This is a genomic window from Demequina capsici, from assembly GCF_032102965.1.
Classification (GTDB): domain Bacteria; phylum Actinomycetota; class Actinomycetes; order Actinomycetales; family Demequinaceae; genus Demequina; species Demequina capsici.
Genome location: NZ_CP134880.1, coordinates 898,311 through 913,209, shown reverse-complemented (window position 1 = coordinate 913,209; position 14,899 = coordinate 898,311). Strand labels below are relative to the sequence as shown.

The window sequence follows — 14,899 nt, the reverse complement described above, 5'->3', positions numbered from 1 at the left end:
AAACCGCCTGCGTGCGCGCCGTGTCGCTCGTGCGCGGCGGACGAGAGCAACATCACAGGAATGCAGCGCGACGCGTGCGGTCGCTGAGGAAACGAGAAGAGCTCCCCGCCAACTGGCGAGGAGCTCTAGGTCGTAGCCCCGACGGGATTCGAACCCGCGCTACCGCCTTGAGAGGGCGGCGTGCTAGGCCGCTACACAACGGGGCCCTAGCTGCGATCCGTCACCCTCCCGGGCGACTGGCGCGAGATAAAACTATAGACCATGAACGGGGGCGAGCGCCAATCGGCCCTGGGCGCACCTCGCAGGCCCCCGTCGATCACGCGCAACGCCCCTCCCCTACGTCGAGACACGGTATCCAGTCTTGCCGCATCTCAATTGGTTATGTAAAGTTGAGCCTGACCGACTCAACCTTGTCGTCGCTGACGCATCACCCCAAGGAGGGACACCATGACCGCTTCGTCCCAGGCACCTCAGGCGCAGGACCAGGCCAGCGCGCTCGAGCAGTTCGGCCAGGACTTCACCGCGCTCGCCGAATCCGGAGCCCTCGACCCCGTCATCGGCCGCGACGAGGAGATCCGCCGCGTCATGCAGGTGCTCACGCGCCGCACCAAGAACAACGCCGTCCTCATCGGCGAGCCCGGCGTCGGCAAGACCGCCATCGTCGAGGGACTCGCGCAGCGCATCATCGCCGGCGACGTCCCGTCGTCCCTCAAGGACCGCCGCGTCATCGAGATCGCTATGAGCTCCGTCGTCGCAGGGGCGGCGTACCGCGGCCAGTTCGAGGAGCGCCTCAAGGCCATCCTCAAGGAGGTCGAGGACGCCGAAGGCAGGATCATCCTGTTCATCGATGAGCTCCACACCATCGTCGGCGCAGGCAAGGCCGACGGCTCCGTCGATGCCGGCAACATCCTCAAGCCCATGCTCGCGCGCGGCAAGCTCCGCATGATCGGCGCCACCACCCTCAACGAGTACCGCGAGCACATCGAGACCGACTCCGCGCTCGAGCGCCGCTTCCAGCCCGTCTACGTCGGCGAGCCCAGCCTGGACGACACCGTCGCGATCCTGCGCGGTCTCCAGGAGAAGTACGAGGTCCACCACGGCGTCAAGATCACCGACGAGGCCATCGTCAGCGCCGCCAAGCTCTCCGACCGCTACATCACCGACCGCTTCCTGCCCGACAAGGCCGTCGACCTGATCGACGAGGCCACCTCGGCCCTCAAGATGCAGCTCGACTCCATGCCGATCGAGCTCGATCGCGCCCGCCGGCGCATCATGCAGCTCGAGATCGAGCGCACGCAGGTCGCCAAGGACAAGTCCGAGCACGCCAAGGCGCGCCGCGCGGAGATCGACGCGGAGATCGCCAAGCACAAGGCAGAGTCCGAGGAGCTCAACATGCGATGGGCGCGCGAGAAGGACCTCATCGTCCGCGTCTCGTCCGCGACCGAGCGCCTCGAGTCCCTGCGCGGCGACCTGGAGCGCGCAGAGCGGTACGGCGAGCTCGAGAAGGCGGGACGCATCCGCTACGGCGACATCCCGGGCGCGGAGCAGGAGATCGCCGACGCCCGCGCCCAGTTGGACGCCATCCCCGCCCACGAGCGCATGCTGCGCGAGGAGGTCACCGGCGAGGACATCGCAGGCGTCGTCGCCAAGTGGACCGGCGTTCCCGTGGAGAAGCTCCTCACCGAGGAGTCCGCGAAGCTCGGCCATCTTGAGCAGCGGCTGCACGAGCGCGTGGTCGGCCAGGACAGGGCGATCACGTCCGTGTCCGACGCGATCCGCCGCGCCCGCGCCGGACTCTCCGACGCGAACCGACCCATCGGCTCGTTCCTGTTCCTGGGCCCCACGGGAGTGGGCAAGACCGAGCTGGCACGCGCGCTCGCCGAGCAGCTGTTCGACGACGAGCGGGCCATGATCCGCATCGACATGTCCGAGTACATGGAGTCCCACGCCGTCAGCCGCCTCATCGGCTCTCCCCCGGGCTACGTGGGCTACGACCAGGGCGGTCAGCTCACCGAGGCCGTGCGTCGTCGTCCGTACTCCATCGTGCTGTTCGACGAGGTAGAGAAGGCGCACCCCGACGTCTGGAACGTGCTCCTGCAGGTCCTGGACGACGGACGCCTCACCGACGGGCGCGGACGCACCGTCAACTTCACCAACACGATCATCGTGATGACGTCCAACCTAGGCTCCGACCTGGTGCTCGCCTGGGACGGTCAGGACCGTGAGGCGCTCGAGGGAGACCTCATGAACGTGCTCAAGCGCGCGTTCCGGCCGGAGTTCCTCAACCGCCTGGACGACGTGGTGGTGTTCGACCGCATCGACCCTGCCGCCATGGCGGGCATCGTGCACGCCGAGCTCGAGAAGGCGATCCGTCGCCTGGCCGAGGCCAAGGAGATCGCGCTCACCGTCGAGCCCGCGCTGCGGGACGCGTTGGCGCGTGACGGCTTCGATCCGCAGTTCGGTGCGCGTCCGCTCAAGCGGCTCATCACGACCCGTGTGCTCAACGAGCTCGCCAAGGAGATCGTGGACGGGCGACTGCGCGAAGGAGACGCCGTCACGGTCGGCTGGGACGGCGAGCACCTGGAGGTGACGCACACCGCGCTGGCCGAGTAGGGACCCGCGCACGGCGCCCCGTGCCGCTCACGCGGTGCGGGGCGCCGTCGGGTCACCCGCCCGACGAGTGAGCGGCGCGCCAGGCGTCGATGAGCGCCTGCTCCTTCTCGCTCGGCACGCGACAGCCGCACGCCTCCTGGTGGGCGGCATGCCACTCGCCCCGCTGCTCTTCGCTCGGCTTGGGCGGCATCCGATGCGCCACATGCCACTCTCGGTTGGTCGTGCCCACAACTCCCCCTTCCGGACGGCGGGGACCCCGTTCATCATGCACCCCACCCAGGCGCGCGAACGCCCCAGGAAAGCGAAAAGCCCCTCCCGAAGGAGGGGCTTGAAGCTGGCCTACAAGGACTCGAACCTCGACTGGCGGTACCAGAAACCGACGTGCTGCCAATTACACCATAGGCCAATGATCCGGGGACCGGACCGGGAAACAACTGTACCGGATGATCGGCGATGCCCCAAACCGCCCACCCCGCGGCACGGCTCTTCGTCCGTCCGCACCACGATCAGCCCCGCGACGATGCGACCCTTCATGGTTCGGACAGTGCTCGCGTGTGCGGGGTCGCCAGGGGGCACATTGGGCCAGGCGTCAGGATTGTCGATCTGTGGCACCGGCCGCGCCCAGAACCGACACGATCGTCGATCTGAGACACAGGGAGCACTCGGGCAGGCAGCGCATGCCCGCGCGCGGGGCTCAGCTCAGGAGCGCTGGCAGGGCCGCGAGCGTCCCGATGCGGACGAGCCCCTCACGTGGCGTGCCGTCGCCCGCCAGGCCATCCACGTCCCGCGAGTGCGCACCCGGACGTTCGATCCACACGCCCAGGCCGAGCCCGGCATCGCGGGCGCCGAGCGGATCCACGTCGAACTCGTCGCCCACATACGCCACCTCGGCGGGCGCGAACCCGAGCAGCTCACACGCCAGGTGGAAGACTCGCGGGTCCGGCTTCCCGACGCCCAACGTATCGACGCCCACGAGCATCGGCACCCGGCCCAGCCCGCAGGCCCCGAGCTTCTTCACCTGGTAGCGGCTGTCCGCGTTCGAGAGCCCCCCATAGGGGATCCCCGCCGCATCGAGGGCGTCGAGCGCGGCAGCCGCGTCGTCGTGCGCGGCCCACCCCTCCTGGAAGTACCGTTCGAAGGCGTCGTCCCAGCGCTCATACGCGGCGTCGTCCAGGAATGGGCCGCCGAACTCCACGTGGAGGTCGTTGGCGCGACGGTGCCGCTGCTCCCGGTGCGTCATCTCGCCGCGGGTGTGCGCGCGGTACCAGCCGTTCGCGTCCGCCCGCCAGAACCGCACCAGGTCCTCGTGGTCGACGCCCTCGTCCAGGTAGTCGACGGCGACGGAGGCGAGGGCATGCCGGAACGCGCCGCGGGTGTCGACGAGCGTGTCGTCCACGTCGAACAGCACGGCCCGGATGGGCCCCTCCCCTGTCACGCGCGGCCTACAGGGTCGCGCGCAGTCGACGCAGACGGGCCAGCGAGTGGTCCTTGCCGAGGATCTCCATCGACTCGAACAGCGGCGGCGACACCTGGCGGCCCGTCACCGCGACGCGGAGCGGACCGAACGCGAACCGCGGCTTGACACCCATCTCGTCGACGAGCTTGGCCCGCAGAGCCTCCTGCTGCGCCTCGGGCGAGAAGTCCTCGAGTCCGTCGAGCACCTCGAGGGCGGCGTCGAGGATCTCGGCCGCGTTGTCGGGCATCTTGGCGACGGCGGTCTCGTCGAACTCGATCTCGGAGTCGAGCTGGAAGAGGAATCCGAGCATGCCGGGCGCCTCGCCCAGCAGCTGCATGCGGGTCTGCACCAGCGGCGCGGCCTCGGCCAGCGTCTGCTCCTCGTGCGGGGTCAGGCCGCGGACCTCGGGCGAGCCGACCAGCCCGGCGGCGTGCAGGTACGGCACCAGGCGCGCGGCGAAGTCGCCGAGCGGCAGCATGCGCATGTGCTCGGCGTTGATCGCCTCCGCCTTCTTCAGGTCGAAGCGCGCAGGGTTGGGCGTGCAGTCCGCGATGTCGAACGCGGCGATCATCTCGTCGCGCGTGAAGATGTCACGGTCGGGCGCGATGCTCCAGCCCAGCAGCGCCAGGTAGTTCAGCAGACCTTCGGGCAGGAAGCCCCGCTCGCGGTGGTGGAAGAGGTTCGACTCCGGGTCGCGCTTGGACAGCTTCTTGGTGCCCTCGCCGAGCACCATCGGCATGTGCGCGTACTCCGGCACGGCGTCCGCGATTCCGAGCTCGACCATCGCGCGCCACAGCACGATCTGGCGCGGGGTCGAGGCGAGCAGGTCCTCGCCGCGCAGGACGTGGGTGATCTTCTGGGTCGCGTCGTCCACGGGGTTGACCAACGTGTAGAGCGGCACGCCGTTGGCGCGCACGATCACGTAGTCAGGGACGGTGCCTGCGGGGAACGTGACCTCGCCGCGGATCATGTCGTCGACCGTGATGTCCTCGTCCGGCATCCGCATGCGCAGCACCGGCTCGCGGCCCTCGGCGCGGTAGGCGGCCTTCTGCTCGTCGGTGAGGTCGCGGTCGAAGTTGTCGTAGCCGAGCTTGGGATCGCGGCCTGCCGCCTTGTGACGCGCCTCGACCTCCTCGGGCGTGGAGAACGCCTCGTACGCGTACCCGCCCTCGACCAGCTTGGCGACGACCTCACGGTGCAGGTCGTGACGCTCGCTCTGGCGGTAGGGGCCGTACGGACCGCCGATGTCCGGCCCCTCGTCGTACGTGATGCCGAGCCAGCTCATCGCGTCGAGCAGCATCTCGTAGCTCTCCTGCGAGTCGCGCTCGGCGTCGGTGTCCTCGATGCGGAACACGAGCTCGCCGCCGGTGTGACGGGCGTACGCCCAGTTGAACAGCGCCGTGCGGACCATTCCGACGTGCGGCAGTCCGGTGGGCGAAGGACAGAAGCGGACGCGAACCTTGCTCATTGCTCTCTTTGCTCTATGTGAGGGGGTGGGTAGGTCTGGGATGTCGGGACGACGCGCGCCTAGCGGCGGATCACCGGGTTGCGGAGCACGCCGAGGTCCTCGATCTCGACCTCCACCACGTCACCATGGTCGACGGTCGTGACCCCCGCGGGCGTGCCGGTGAGGATGACGTCGCCGGGAAGCAGCGTGACGACCTCGGACACCGCGGCGACGGCGTTGAGGACGTCGATCAGCATGTCCTGCGTGGTGCCGTCCTGCTTGACCTCGCCGTTGACCCGCGACGTGATGCGGACGTCGTCGTGAGCCAGCTCGGTCTCGATCCACGGGCCGAGCGGGAGCGACGAGTCGAAAGCCTTGGCGCGGAACCACTGGTTCTCCTGGCGCTGCAGGTCGCGCGCCGTGATGTCGTTCGCACATGTGTAGCCGTAGATGTACTGCTCGGCGTTCTCCGCCGCGACCTCCTTGCAGATGCGGCCGATCACGATCGCGAGCTCGGCCTCGATCTGCACGTCCTGGCTGTAGTGCGGGACGACGATCGGGTCGTCGGGTCCGACCACTGCCGTGTTCGGCTTGAGGAAGAGGATGGGCATCTCGGGCTCAGGGACAGCGTTGCCCATCTCCTTCGCATGCTCCGCGTAGTTGCGCCCCAGACAGACCGCCTTGGAACGAGGGATGACGGGGGCGAGAAGCCGCACATCGTCCTGGCGGAGCGGGATCCTCTCGCCAGTGGGCTGTCCGGGGACGTACATCGGGTCGCCCGTGAGGACCACGAGCTCCTCGGAGCCGGGCTCGCCGTCGACGATGGCGTAGCGGGGGTCCCCTCCAGTGGTGAATCGTGCGATGCGCATGGGCTCCAGCCTAGTGCGTCGGCCGCCGCGCGCCGCCGGGGCAGCCGTGCCTACGATGGCTGCATGCCCCGCACCCGCCAGCAGGTCATCGATGCAGCGGCCGACGGCCTGGAGAACCTGCTCGCCCGCACCGACACTCACCCCGACCACGAGCTCGGAGCGGCCTACCTGGACCGGCGCGTGGCCGACGTGCTCGCCCACCTGCACGCATGGCACCTGCTCTTCCTGGGGTGGGTCGAGGCGATCCACAACGGCGAGACACCCGGCTTCCCCGCCGACGGCTACACATGGCAGGACCTCACCTCGCTCAACGACGCGCTGTACGAGCGGCACCGGTCGATGCCGTACATGGAGATCCGCGCCGCGCTGCTCGAGTCCCACGTGGACGCGCTCGAGGCGTTCGCCTCGCTCGACGACGAGCTGATCAGCTCCACCGACTCGATCGAGTGGCTGGGCAACGAAGCGTTCGCCGACGTCGCGCACGAGAGCCTCGGCGGTCACTACGACTGGGCGCAGGGCGTGCTCGACGCGGCGCACATGCCACCCGCCTGAGCAGGCACGACGTGCGCACGGCGCCCCGTAGCCTGTCCGCATGAACCAGCCCGCCGCCACTGCGCCCGAAGGCACAGCCTCCGCGCCGACCCGCGTCCGCGAGCGCATCGGCGGGCTGGACCTGGCGCGCGCAGTGGCGTTCATGGGGATGGTGGCCGCGCACATCGGGGACGACACGACGCGCGGCTCCGACGCCGACGGCTGGTGGTGGCTGTGGATCGTCCACGGTCGCTCATCCGCGCTCTTCGCGGTGCTCGCAGGAGTGTCGATCGGGATCATGGCGTCACGCGCGCCATCACGTCGTCACACGCGCGTGAAGGTCGCCGTGCGGGCCGTGCTGCTGGTGGCGGTCGGCGTCGTCGTGTCCGCTCTGGGAACTCCCGTGTACGTGATCCTGCCCAACCTAGGCCTCATGATGCTGCTCGCGACCGTCGCGCTGGGATGGCGGACGCGGTGGATCTGGGCCGGCGCCGTCGTCCTGCTGGTGGGTGGCGGGCTCGCCTTCGACCCAGTCCTGAGGTGGACCGAGGCGACCGGGCTGTCGAGCGTTCCGCTGGTCGATCGGCTGTGGTGGCACCACTATCCGGCGATCGTCTGGACCGGCTACCTGCTGATCGGGCTCGCCGTCTCGAGGCTGCCGCTGCGCGCGTGGACGACGCGCATGCGGCTCATGCTCGGCGGCACCGCGGTCGGCGTGGGCGTCGCAGCGCTCGGCATCGCGGCCGACGGGCAGACCCCGTGGCCTGAAGCGGACGCCACGTTCGGCTGGTTCCCCGCCTGGGCGTCGATGGAGGCGCACTCGTACAGCCCCGTCGAGCTCGTCTCGAACGCAGGCGTGGCCGTCGCCTCGATCGGTCTGTGCCTGTGGCTGTCCGACGCGACCGGGCCCGTGCTGGCACCGCTGCGCGCGCTCGGCTCGATGGCGTTCACCGCCTATGTGGGCCACGTGGTCGTGATCGCGATCGTCGGTGACGAGATGGTCTACGAGCCGAGCAACGCGGCTCTGGTGGTGCTGCTCATGACGTTCACCGCGGCGGCGTGGGCCTGGCGGAGGCGGTTCCGGCAAGGTCCGCTCGAGCTGATGATGACCGAGGCGTCCACCGCGGTCGCGAACGTCTGGGCACCGCCGGGTCAGCCCCGCGCCGGCCAGCCCCTGCCGCGCTGAGACAATGGGGGCATGAGCGTCGTCCCCGCCCTCGCCGCCGTGCGCACGCTCGCGCGCGCCGACTGGGTGCCGCTCGCCCAGGCGCACGCGGCACAGGCCGACGCCCTCACGGCCGGGCGGCGGGAGCGCGCATCCCGCGGTGAGCGGCACGCCATCGAGGACTTCCTGTACGAGTACTACGCGACCAAGCCGTCGCACCTGCGCCGCTGGCACCCCGGCGTCGGCGTCGCACTGCAGGACGCCGACGAGCACGCGGACTGGCGGTTCTACTGGACCTCAGGCCGACGGACGATCGTGGACGTCGAGGCGTTCATGGACGCGCGGGCCAGCACGGTGGGCTACGTCGAGACGCTGCTCAAGCGCACCGCGACGCGAACAGCCTCGTTCGGCTGCTTCGGGCTGCACGAGTGGGCCATGGTCTACCGCATGGACGGCGACGACCGACGGCATCCGCTGCCCCTGAGACTGGGCGCCGCCGCGACCGACGCGGTCGTCGAATCCCACCCGATCCGCTGCACCCACTTCGACGCTTTCCGCTTCTTCACGCCGGAGGCCGCACCGCTCAACGAGCTGCTGCCGACCCGTGAGACGCAGCCCGCCATGGAGCAGCCCGGCTGCCTCCACGCGAACATGGACGTCTACAAGTGGGCGCTCAAGCTCACCCCTGCCGTCCCGTCGTCCCTGGTCCTGGACGCGTTCCAGCTCGCGTTGGACGTGCGTCGGGTGGACATGCAGGCGTCGCCCTACGACGTATCGTCCTACGGACTGGAGGCGATCGCGATCGAGACGCCCGCAGGCAAGCGCGAGTACGTGGAGCGACAGCGCGAGTTCGCGGAGCGGGGAGCAGCGGTGCGCGATCGGCTACTGGAGGCGATCACCGCCCTGCGCGACGCTGACTCGCGACACTGATTCACCCGTCAGACGCGGCCAGCTCTCAGAAGCGGCACTCACATACCCGGGACGCTCGGAGGTGAGCCGCTGTCAGCCCGGGACGCTCGGAGGTGAGCCCCTGTCAGCCCGAGACGGGACAATGGACTCGATGACCCACACCGATGCGCCCCTGATCGCACGCCTGCCCTCACCCGCGGCGGGCGTCGCGCCCGACCCCGATGCGTTGTACGAGGCGTTCTCCGAGTGGGCGGCCGAGTCCGGCCTGGCGCTGTACCCGCACCAGGACGAGGCGCTGATGGAGATCGTCTCCGGGAGCCACGTGATCCTCGCGACGCCGACCGGCTCGGGCAAGTCCCTCGTCGCCGCGGGTGCGCACTTCGCGGCGCTCGCCGCGCACCGGGCGGGGGCCGGTGGACGCACGTTCTACACCGCACCGCTCAAGGCGCTGGTGAGCGAGAAGTTCTTCGCGCTGATCGACCTGTTCGGCTCCGCGAACGTGGGACTCATGACCGGCGACTCCGCCGTGAACCCCGACGCGCCGATCATCTGCTGCACCGCCGAGATCCTCGCCAACCTGGCCCTGCGCGACGGCGACGCCACCGACGCGTCGCTCGTCGTCATGGACGAGTTCCACTTCTACTCCGACCCGCAGCGCGGCTGGGCATGGCAGGTGCCCCTGCTCGAGCTGCCGCACACGCAGTTCGTGCTGATGTCTGCCACGCTCGGCGACACGACATGGTTGGTCAAGGACCTCGAGTCGCGGTCCGACCGCGCCGTCGCGCAGGTGACGACCGCCGAGCGACCCGTGCCGCTGTCATTCGAGTACCTCGTCGAACCGCTGCCCGAGGTGGTCGAACGCCTGGTCCAGACCGGCAAGGCGCCCGTCTACATCGTCCACTTCACGCAGAAGGACGCAGTCGACCGCGCCCAGGCACTCCTGAGCATGAACGTCTCCTCGAAGCAGGAGAAGGCACGCATCGTCGAGGCGCTGGACGGCGTGCGCTTCGGCACCGGGTTCGGCAAGACGCTCAGCAAGTTCCTGCGCGCGGGCATCGGGGTCCATCACGCCGGCATGCTCCCCAAGTACCGCCGGATCGTCGAGCGGCTCACGCAGCAGGGCCTGCTCAAGGTGGTGTGCGGCACGGACACGCTCGGCGTCGGCATCAACGTGCCGATCCGGACCGTGGTGCTCACCTCGCTCGTGAAGTACGACGGCGAACGCATGCGCCACCTGACCGCACGCGAGTTCCATCAGATCGCGGGCCGCGCGGGGCGCGCCGGCTTCGACACCGAGGGCGACGTGATCGCGATGGCGCCCGACCACGTCATCGAGAACCGCAAGGCGCTCGCCAAGGCGGGCGACGACCCGAAGAAGCGAAAGAAGATCGTCCGCAAGAGCGCGCCGGCAGGGTCCGTGAACTGGACCGACGCCACGTTCGAGCGCCTCCGGGACGCCGAGCCCGAGGCGCTGGTGAGCCGATTCTCCGTGACCCACGCGATGGTGCTCAACATCCTCGCGCGCGGCATCCCGAACCCATGGCTGGACCGCGAGGCCGAGGACCCGGTGCTCGCGATGATGCATCTGCTCGACTCGACCCACGAGACGGACGCGCAGAAGTCCGCGCACATCCGTCAATCGCTGAGGATCTACCGCTCGCTGCGCGTGGCGGGCGTCGTCGAGCACATCCGCGTACCCGACGCCGCCCATCCGCGCGGCGAGCGTCCGTCGGTACGCCTGACGGTGGACGTTCCCCGTGGCTTCGCGCTCAACCAGCCGCTGTCCCCCTTCGCGCTCGCCGCCATGGACCTCCTCAACATCGAGGCGCCGGACCATGCGCTGGACGTCGTGTCGGTGATCGAGGCGACGCTGTCCGATCCGCGTCAGCTGCTGCTCGCTCAGCAGAACGTGGCGCGCGGCGAGGCCGTGGCGGCGATGAAGGCAGACGGCATCGAGTACGAGGAGCGGATGGAGCTGCTCGAGGACATCACGTGGCCGCGCCCGCTCGCGGATCTGCTGGAACCTGCTTTCCTCACCTTCCGTCGATCGAATCCGTGGATCCTGGACGCCGAGCTCTCCCCCAAGTCGGTCGTGCGGGACATGCTCGAGAAGGCGATGTCCTTCGGCGACCTCATCTCGGCGTACGGTCTCGAGCGCACCGAGGGGGTGGTGCTGCGCTACCTCGCCGAGGCGTACCGGGCCCTGCGGCAGACAGTGCCCGAGGAGCACCGCACCGACGACGTGGTCGCCATCACCGAGTGGCTGGGCGCGCTGGTACGCGCCACGGACTCGTCTCTGCTCGACGAGTGGGAACGGCTCATGAACCCCGACGCGGTGATCACGGACGACGCAGACTCGACCTCCCCCGCTGCGCCTCTCGCGGGCCCTGCGCGTCCGATGTCCGGCAACCCCCGCGTGCTGCGGCGGCTCGTCGCGAACGCGATGTTCCGGCGGATCGAGCTCGCCGCACGCGAGGACTACACGGCGCTCGGCGCGCTCGACGACGGCGCCGGCTGGAACGCCGACGCGTGGCGCGACGCGCTCGACCCGTTGTTCGTGGCCCAGGGCGACGACGCGATCGGCATCGGCCCCAACGCTCGCGCCGCCACGCTGCTCACGTTCGTGGAGCCGGGCGGCGACCACTGCATCGGCGTGGCGCGGGCCGCCCTCGCGGCGACGCCCGACGCGACGCTGCCCGCGGGCCGTTGGCTGGTGCGCCAGGTGATCGACGACCGCGACGGTGATCACGACTGGTCGATCACCGCGCTGGTCGACCTCGAGGCGTCCGACGAGGCCGGCGCACCGGTGCTCGAGCTGCTGCACGTCGGCCCGCAGTAGCACCCCGAACGGGGTGCATGAGCGTCGCCTTCGGGGTGAGCCAGTGTCGGTTTCTGGAGTTCGCTGCATCTGACGAGTCAGCCAGTGTCGGTTCGGGTGCATGAGCGTCGACAACCATGTGCCCCGAAGGCGACAACCATGTACCCATCCGCGCCGAGCCACCGCGCGACGCCCGCACCACGACGACGACTAGGGTCGAGGTCAGGCCCACGGAAGGGGAACCATGTCCGACCCTGCAGAGGGAGCACGCCTCGCGGTGCTGATCGACGCCGACAACGCGAGCGCCAAGCACATCGAGCGCCTGCTCGCGGAGATCGCGAAGTACGGCACCGCCAGCGTCCGGCGCGCCTACGGCGACTGGACCTCGACGCAGCTGGCGTCGTGGAAGTCGGAGCTGCTCGAGAACTCCGTGCAGCCGATCCAGCAGTTCAGCTACACGACCGGCAAGAACGCCACGGACAGCGCGCTCATCATCGACGCGATGGACCTGCTGCATGCGGGGCGCGTGGACGGCTTCTGCCTGGTGTCGAGCGACAGCGACTTCACCCGGCTCGCCGCCCGCATCCGCGAGGAGGGGCTGACGGTGTACGGCTTCGGGCAGCGCAAGACGCCCAAGCCGTTCGTGGCGGCCTGCAACACGTTCATCTACGTGGAGAACCTCGAACCGCCCAAGGCCCCGCCCGCCGAGACGGCGAAGACGTCCCTCAGGGAGGACCGACGCCTGTCGAGCCTTCTCGAGGAGGCCGTCGACGCGGCAGCCGGGGACGACGGCTGGGCCCAGCTCGGCGCGGTCGGGAGCAACCTGTCCCGGCTCGCCTCCGACTTCGACTCGCGCACGTGGGGCTACGGAAAGCTCACCGACCTGATGAAGGCCCACCCCGACTACCAGGTCAAATCACGTCCGGCGGGCGAGGGCAAGTCCCCCAACGCCTACGTGCGTCACACCTGAGCAGGCACCCATTCGCCGTCGCCCACCGCAGCCCACCGCTCGAGGGACGACGGGTCAGCGACCACGTCGGTCAGCCACCACGTCTCGTCGGGGCTCCAGCCGGCGATCACAGTCGCGATGCCCTCGGCCAGAGGAATGGCTCGCGTCGCGGCACGCATGTAGCCGAGCACGGTGAGGTGGACCGCGTCGTAATCGCGGGCCACGCGCGCCCAGTCGGGGATCACCCACCGTGACGCGGAGCCCGTCGCGAGCGCCCAGGTGCGCCTCCGCGACGCCGTCACCTCGAGCGGGTAGCGGCGGCACAGCTCGGACCACGCCTCCACCCCGTCGACCTCGTACACGCGCAGCTCCTCGCGCACCGGCACACGGCTCACGGTGGCGCGGCGCCACCCGAGCCGGTCCTCCACCCAGGCGAGGCCCGCCGGTCCGCGAGCCCCGGTGGAGCGCGTCGTCCGCGTGAGACCCGTGGGCGGGATGGACCACCACGGGCCCGACCATTCGCCCGCAGCGGCGTCTCGCCCCGCCTTCGCCTCGCGGGCAAGCGTCCGCTCCTGCCACCGCGTGAGCACCGCCCGCGCAGGCCGCGTGCGCTCGGGAGCCGCGGCAGCACCGTCGGCCCCGTACCCGAAGTCCACGCGCCACTGCTCGTCCCGGGCCGCAGGGGCGTCCCACCAGCGGGCAGCGGGAGCCGAAGCGATCTCGGCGGCCACGCGCGCGATCTGCGGCCGGACGAGAGGCACCGCAAGCAGGACGTCCTCGCCGTCGGGCTCCTGCCAGTAGCGGGCCCGGTCCACGGAGGTGACCACCGCCGCATGCAGGACAGCCGCATCCACGGAGCCGATCGGCAGCGCGGCCCACGCGGACACGACGTCGCCGGGCGTGGGCGTCGGCTCCGGGTTCGCGCGCTCGAAGCTCCCGCCACCGGCCGCGATGGTGAACACCACGCGTGACGACCCGGCGCCGACGTCGAGCTGCTGCGCCATCGCGAACACCGCGCGCGCCAACTCGTCCGTCCCACCCGCGACCTCACCCCAGGCGAGCGCCAGCTCCAGGCACGTGCGCCGCCCGCGGGGGCCCTCGAGGAGATCGTCTGCCCGCATGGAGCCAGGGTAAGCCGCGACCCTGCACCCAGAGACGCACGCCCTTGTCGAACGAGTCGATGATCGCGTGCGCCTGACCCATGCGGAAGACCTGCGGCCTCTCCAGCAGCGGAACGCCACGCGCGATCAGACCGGCGAGGGCGGGATCGGCTCCACCTCTGGTGCCTGACCGGATCGCGGACGGGTCGCCGACACCACCGCTCCGGCACCTGCGAGGCTCACGAGCGCGATCCCCACCACCACTCCCCACGTCAACGCTTGGCCCAGCAGCACCAGGCCCGCGAGCGCGGCCACGGCGGGCGCGAGCGCCATCAGCACGCCGAACGTCTCGGGCCGCAGGTGACGGAGGGCGGAGATCTCGATGCCGTACGGGATGGCCGACGACAGCACCGCGACAGCGAATCCGAGGGCGAGCACGCGCGGATGCAGCAGGGCCGACCCGGTGACCGCGAGCGCGAACGGCAACGTGGCGACCGCTCCGAGGGACATCGCCGCCGCGAGTCCGGTGACGCCGGGAAGCGCAGCGCCTGCGGACCTGGCCATGAGGATGTACACCGCCCACAGCACGGCGGCCGCCACGGCGAACAGCACGCCCAGAGGATCGAGATCGTGCGCGGTGCCGCCCAGCAGGACGACCCCGACCGCCGCCATCACCGCCCACAGCAGGCCGCGAAGGCTGCGGCTCTTCACCACGCTCAGCGTCAGAGGCCCCAGCACCTCGATGGTCACGGCGATCCCCAACGGGATCCGGTCGATCGCAAGGTAGAAGACGACGTTCATCGCGGCGAGCGCCAGCCCGTAGCCGACGAGCACACGCCAGTGGGTGAGCACCCCCGCCCGCAGACCACGCCAGGCCAGCGGCACCAGGACGACCGCGGAGAACAGCAGGCGCAGCGCCACCATCCCGACGGGCCCCGCGTCGGGGAAGACCAGCACGGCGATCGACGCACCCGCCTCCTGGCACACCAGGCCGGCCAGCACGAGCAGCGGCGCGGCAGTGGCAGCATTCACCCGGCTCGGC

At 70.2% G+C, this 14,899-nt stretch carries 12 protein-coding genes and 2 tRNA genes; 6 read left to right on the top strand and 8 right to left on the bottom strand.

Annotation, left to right across the window (positions count from 1 at the left end; all coding sequences use genetic code 11):
* Nucleotides 1–133: 133 nt before the first annotated feature.
* A tRNA-Glu gene (locus RN607_RS04350) sits at nt 134–206 on the bottom strand.
* Nucleotides 207–447: 241 nt separating this feature from the next.
* On the opposite strand from RN607_RS04350, the gene RN607_RS04345 reads away from it, so the two are divergent.
* Nucleotides 448–2,613, top strand: a complete 2,166-nt coding sequence (locus RN607_RS04345) for an ATP-dependent Clp protease ATP-binding subunit (protein ID WP_313500254.1) — start codon at nt 448–450, stop codon at nt 2,611–2,613.
* Between the two features lie 52 nt (nt 2,614–2,665).
* Here the strand turns inward: RN607_RS04345 and RN607_RS04340 are convergent, their stop codons facing one another.
* From RN607_RS04340 to RN607_RS04320, 5 genes are all read right to left on the bottom strand, one after another.
* Nucleotides 2,666–2,842, bottom strand: a complete 177-nt coding sequence (locus tag RN607_RS04340) for a hypothetical protein (protein WP_313544595.1) — start codon at nt 2,840–2,842, stop codon at nt 2,666–2,668.
* A gap of 105 nt (nt 2,843–2,947) precedes the next feature.
* A tRNA-Gln gene (locus RN607_RS04335) sits at nt 2,948–3,019 on the bottom strand.
* A gap of 288 nt (nt 3,020–3,307) precedes the next feature.
* A complete protein-coding gene (locus tag RN607_RS04330) occupies nt 3,308–4,048 on the bottom strand; it encodes an HAD family hydrolase (RefSeq protein ID WP_313500251.1) in 741 nt (246 codons plus the stop codon).
* Nucleotides 4,049–4,055: 7 nt separating this feature from the next.
* Nucleotides 4,056–5,537 carry a glutamate--tRNA ligase gene (gene gltX / locus RN607_RS04325; protein ID WP_313544593.1) on the bottom strand — a complete coding sequence of 494 codons (1,482 nt, stop codon included), beginning with the start codon at nt 5,535–5,537 and terminating at the stop codon, nt 4,056–4,058.
* A 59-nt stretch (nt 5,538–5,596) separates the two neighbouring features.
* Entirely contained in the window at nt 5,597–6,385 is a 789-nt protein-coding gene (locus RN607_RS04320; protein ID WP_313544591.1) for a fumarylacetoacetate hydrolase family protein, read from the bottom strand.
* A gap of 63 nt (nt 6,386–6,448) precedes the next feature.
* Here RN607_RS04320 and RN607_RS04315 point away from each other — a divergent pair, with 63 nt between their 5' ends.
* The 5 genes from RN607_RS04315 to RN607_RS04295 all read left to right on the top strand — a co-directional run bounded on the left by RN607_RS04315 (nt 6,449) and on the right by RN607_RS04295 (nt 12,778).
* Nucleotides 6,449–6,937 (top strand): ClbS/DfsB family four-helix bundle protein, encoded by a 489-nt coding sequence (locus tag RN607_RS04315; RefSeq protein WP_313544589.1) that lies wholly within the window; start codon nt 6,449–6,451, stop codon nt 6,935–6,937.
* Between the two features lie 40 nt (nt 6,938–6,977).
* Nucleotides 6,978–8,102, top strand: coding sequence for a heparan-alpha-glucosaminide N-acetyltransferase domain-containing protein (locus RN607_RS04310; RefSeq protein WP_313544587.1), 1,125 nt, complete (start codon nt 6,978–6,980; stop codon nt 8,100–8,102).
* A gap of 12 nt (nt 8,103–8,114) precedes the next feature.
* On the top strand, nt 8,115–9,011 hold the full coding sequence (locus RN607_RS04305) for a 3-methyladenine DNA glycosylase (RefSeq protein WP_313544584.1): 897 nt from the start codon (nt 8,115–8,117) through the stop codon (nt 9,009–9,011).
* Between the two features lie 130 nt (nt 9,012–9,141).
* Nucleotides 9,142–11,829, top strand: a complete 2,688-nt coding sequence (locus tag RN607_RS04300; protein ID WP_313544583.1) for a DEAD/DEAH box helicase — start codon at nt 9,142–9,144, stop codon at nt 11,827–11,829.
* A gap of 223 nt (nt 11,830–12,052) precedes the next feature.
* Entirely contained in the window at nt 12,053–12,778 is a 726-nt protein-coding gene (locus RN607_RS04295) for an NYN domain-containing protein (protein ID WP_313500231.1), read from the top strand.
* Here RN607_RS04295 and RN607_RS04290 read toward each other — a convergent pair.
* Nucleotides 12,769–13,878, bottom strand: a complete 1,110-nt coding sequence (locus RN607_RS04290) for a hypothetical protein (protein ID WP_313544582.1) — start codon at nt 13,876–13,878, stop codon at nt 12,769–12,771. The genes RN607_RS04295 and RN607_RS04290 overlap by 10 nt on opposite strands.
* Before the next feature lie 126 nt (nt 13,879–14,004).
* Entirely contained in the window at nt 14,005–14,889 is an 885-nt protein-coding gene (locus tag RN607_RS04285; RefSeq protein ID WP_313544581.1) for an EamA family transporter, read from the bottom strand.
* Nucleotides 14,890–14,899: the final 10 nt, after the last annotated feature.

Coding starts and splice junctions, on each gene's coding strand:
- RN607_RS04310 (WP_313544587.1), top strand. CDS start 6,978: ATGAACCAGCCCGCCGCCACTGCGCCCGAAGGCACAGCCTCCGCGCCG.
- RN607_RS04345 (WP_313500254.1), top strand. CDS start 448: ATGACCGCTTCGTCCCAGGCACCTCAGGCGCAGGACCAGGCCAGCGCG.
- RN607_RS04320 (WP_313544591.1), bottom strand. CDS start 6,385: ATGCGCATCGCACGATTCACCACTGGAGGGGACCCCCGCTACGCCATC.
- gltX (WP_313544593.1), bottom strand. CDS start 5,537: ATGAGCAAGGTTCGCGTCCGCTTCTGTCCTTCGCCCACCGGACTGCCG.
- RN607_RS04305 (WP_313544584.1), top strand. CDS start 8,115: ATGAGCGTCGTCCCCGCCCTCGCCGCCGTGCGCACGCTCGCGCGCGCC.
- RN607_RS04315 (WP_313544589.1), top strand. CDS start 6,449: ATGCCCCGCACCCGCCAGCAGGTCATCGATGCAGCGGCCGACGGCCTG.
- RN607_RS04300 (WP_313544583.1), top strand. CDS start 9,142: ATGACCCACACCGATGCGCCCCTGATCGCACGCCTGCCCTCACCCGCG.
- RN607_RS04295 (WP_313500231.1), top strand. CDS start 12,053: ATGTCCGACCCTGCAGAGGGAGCACGCCTCGCGGTGCTGATCGACGCC.
- RN607_RS04290 (WP_313544582.1), bottom strand. CDS start 13,878: ATGCGGGCAGACGATCTCCTCGAGGGCCCCCGCGGGCGGCGCACGTGC.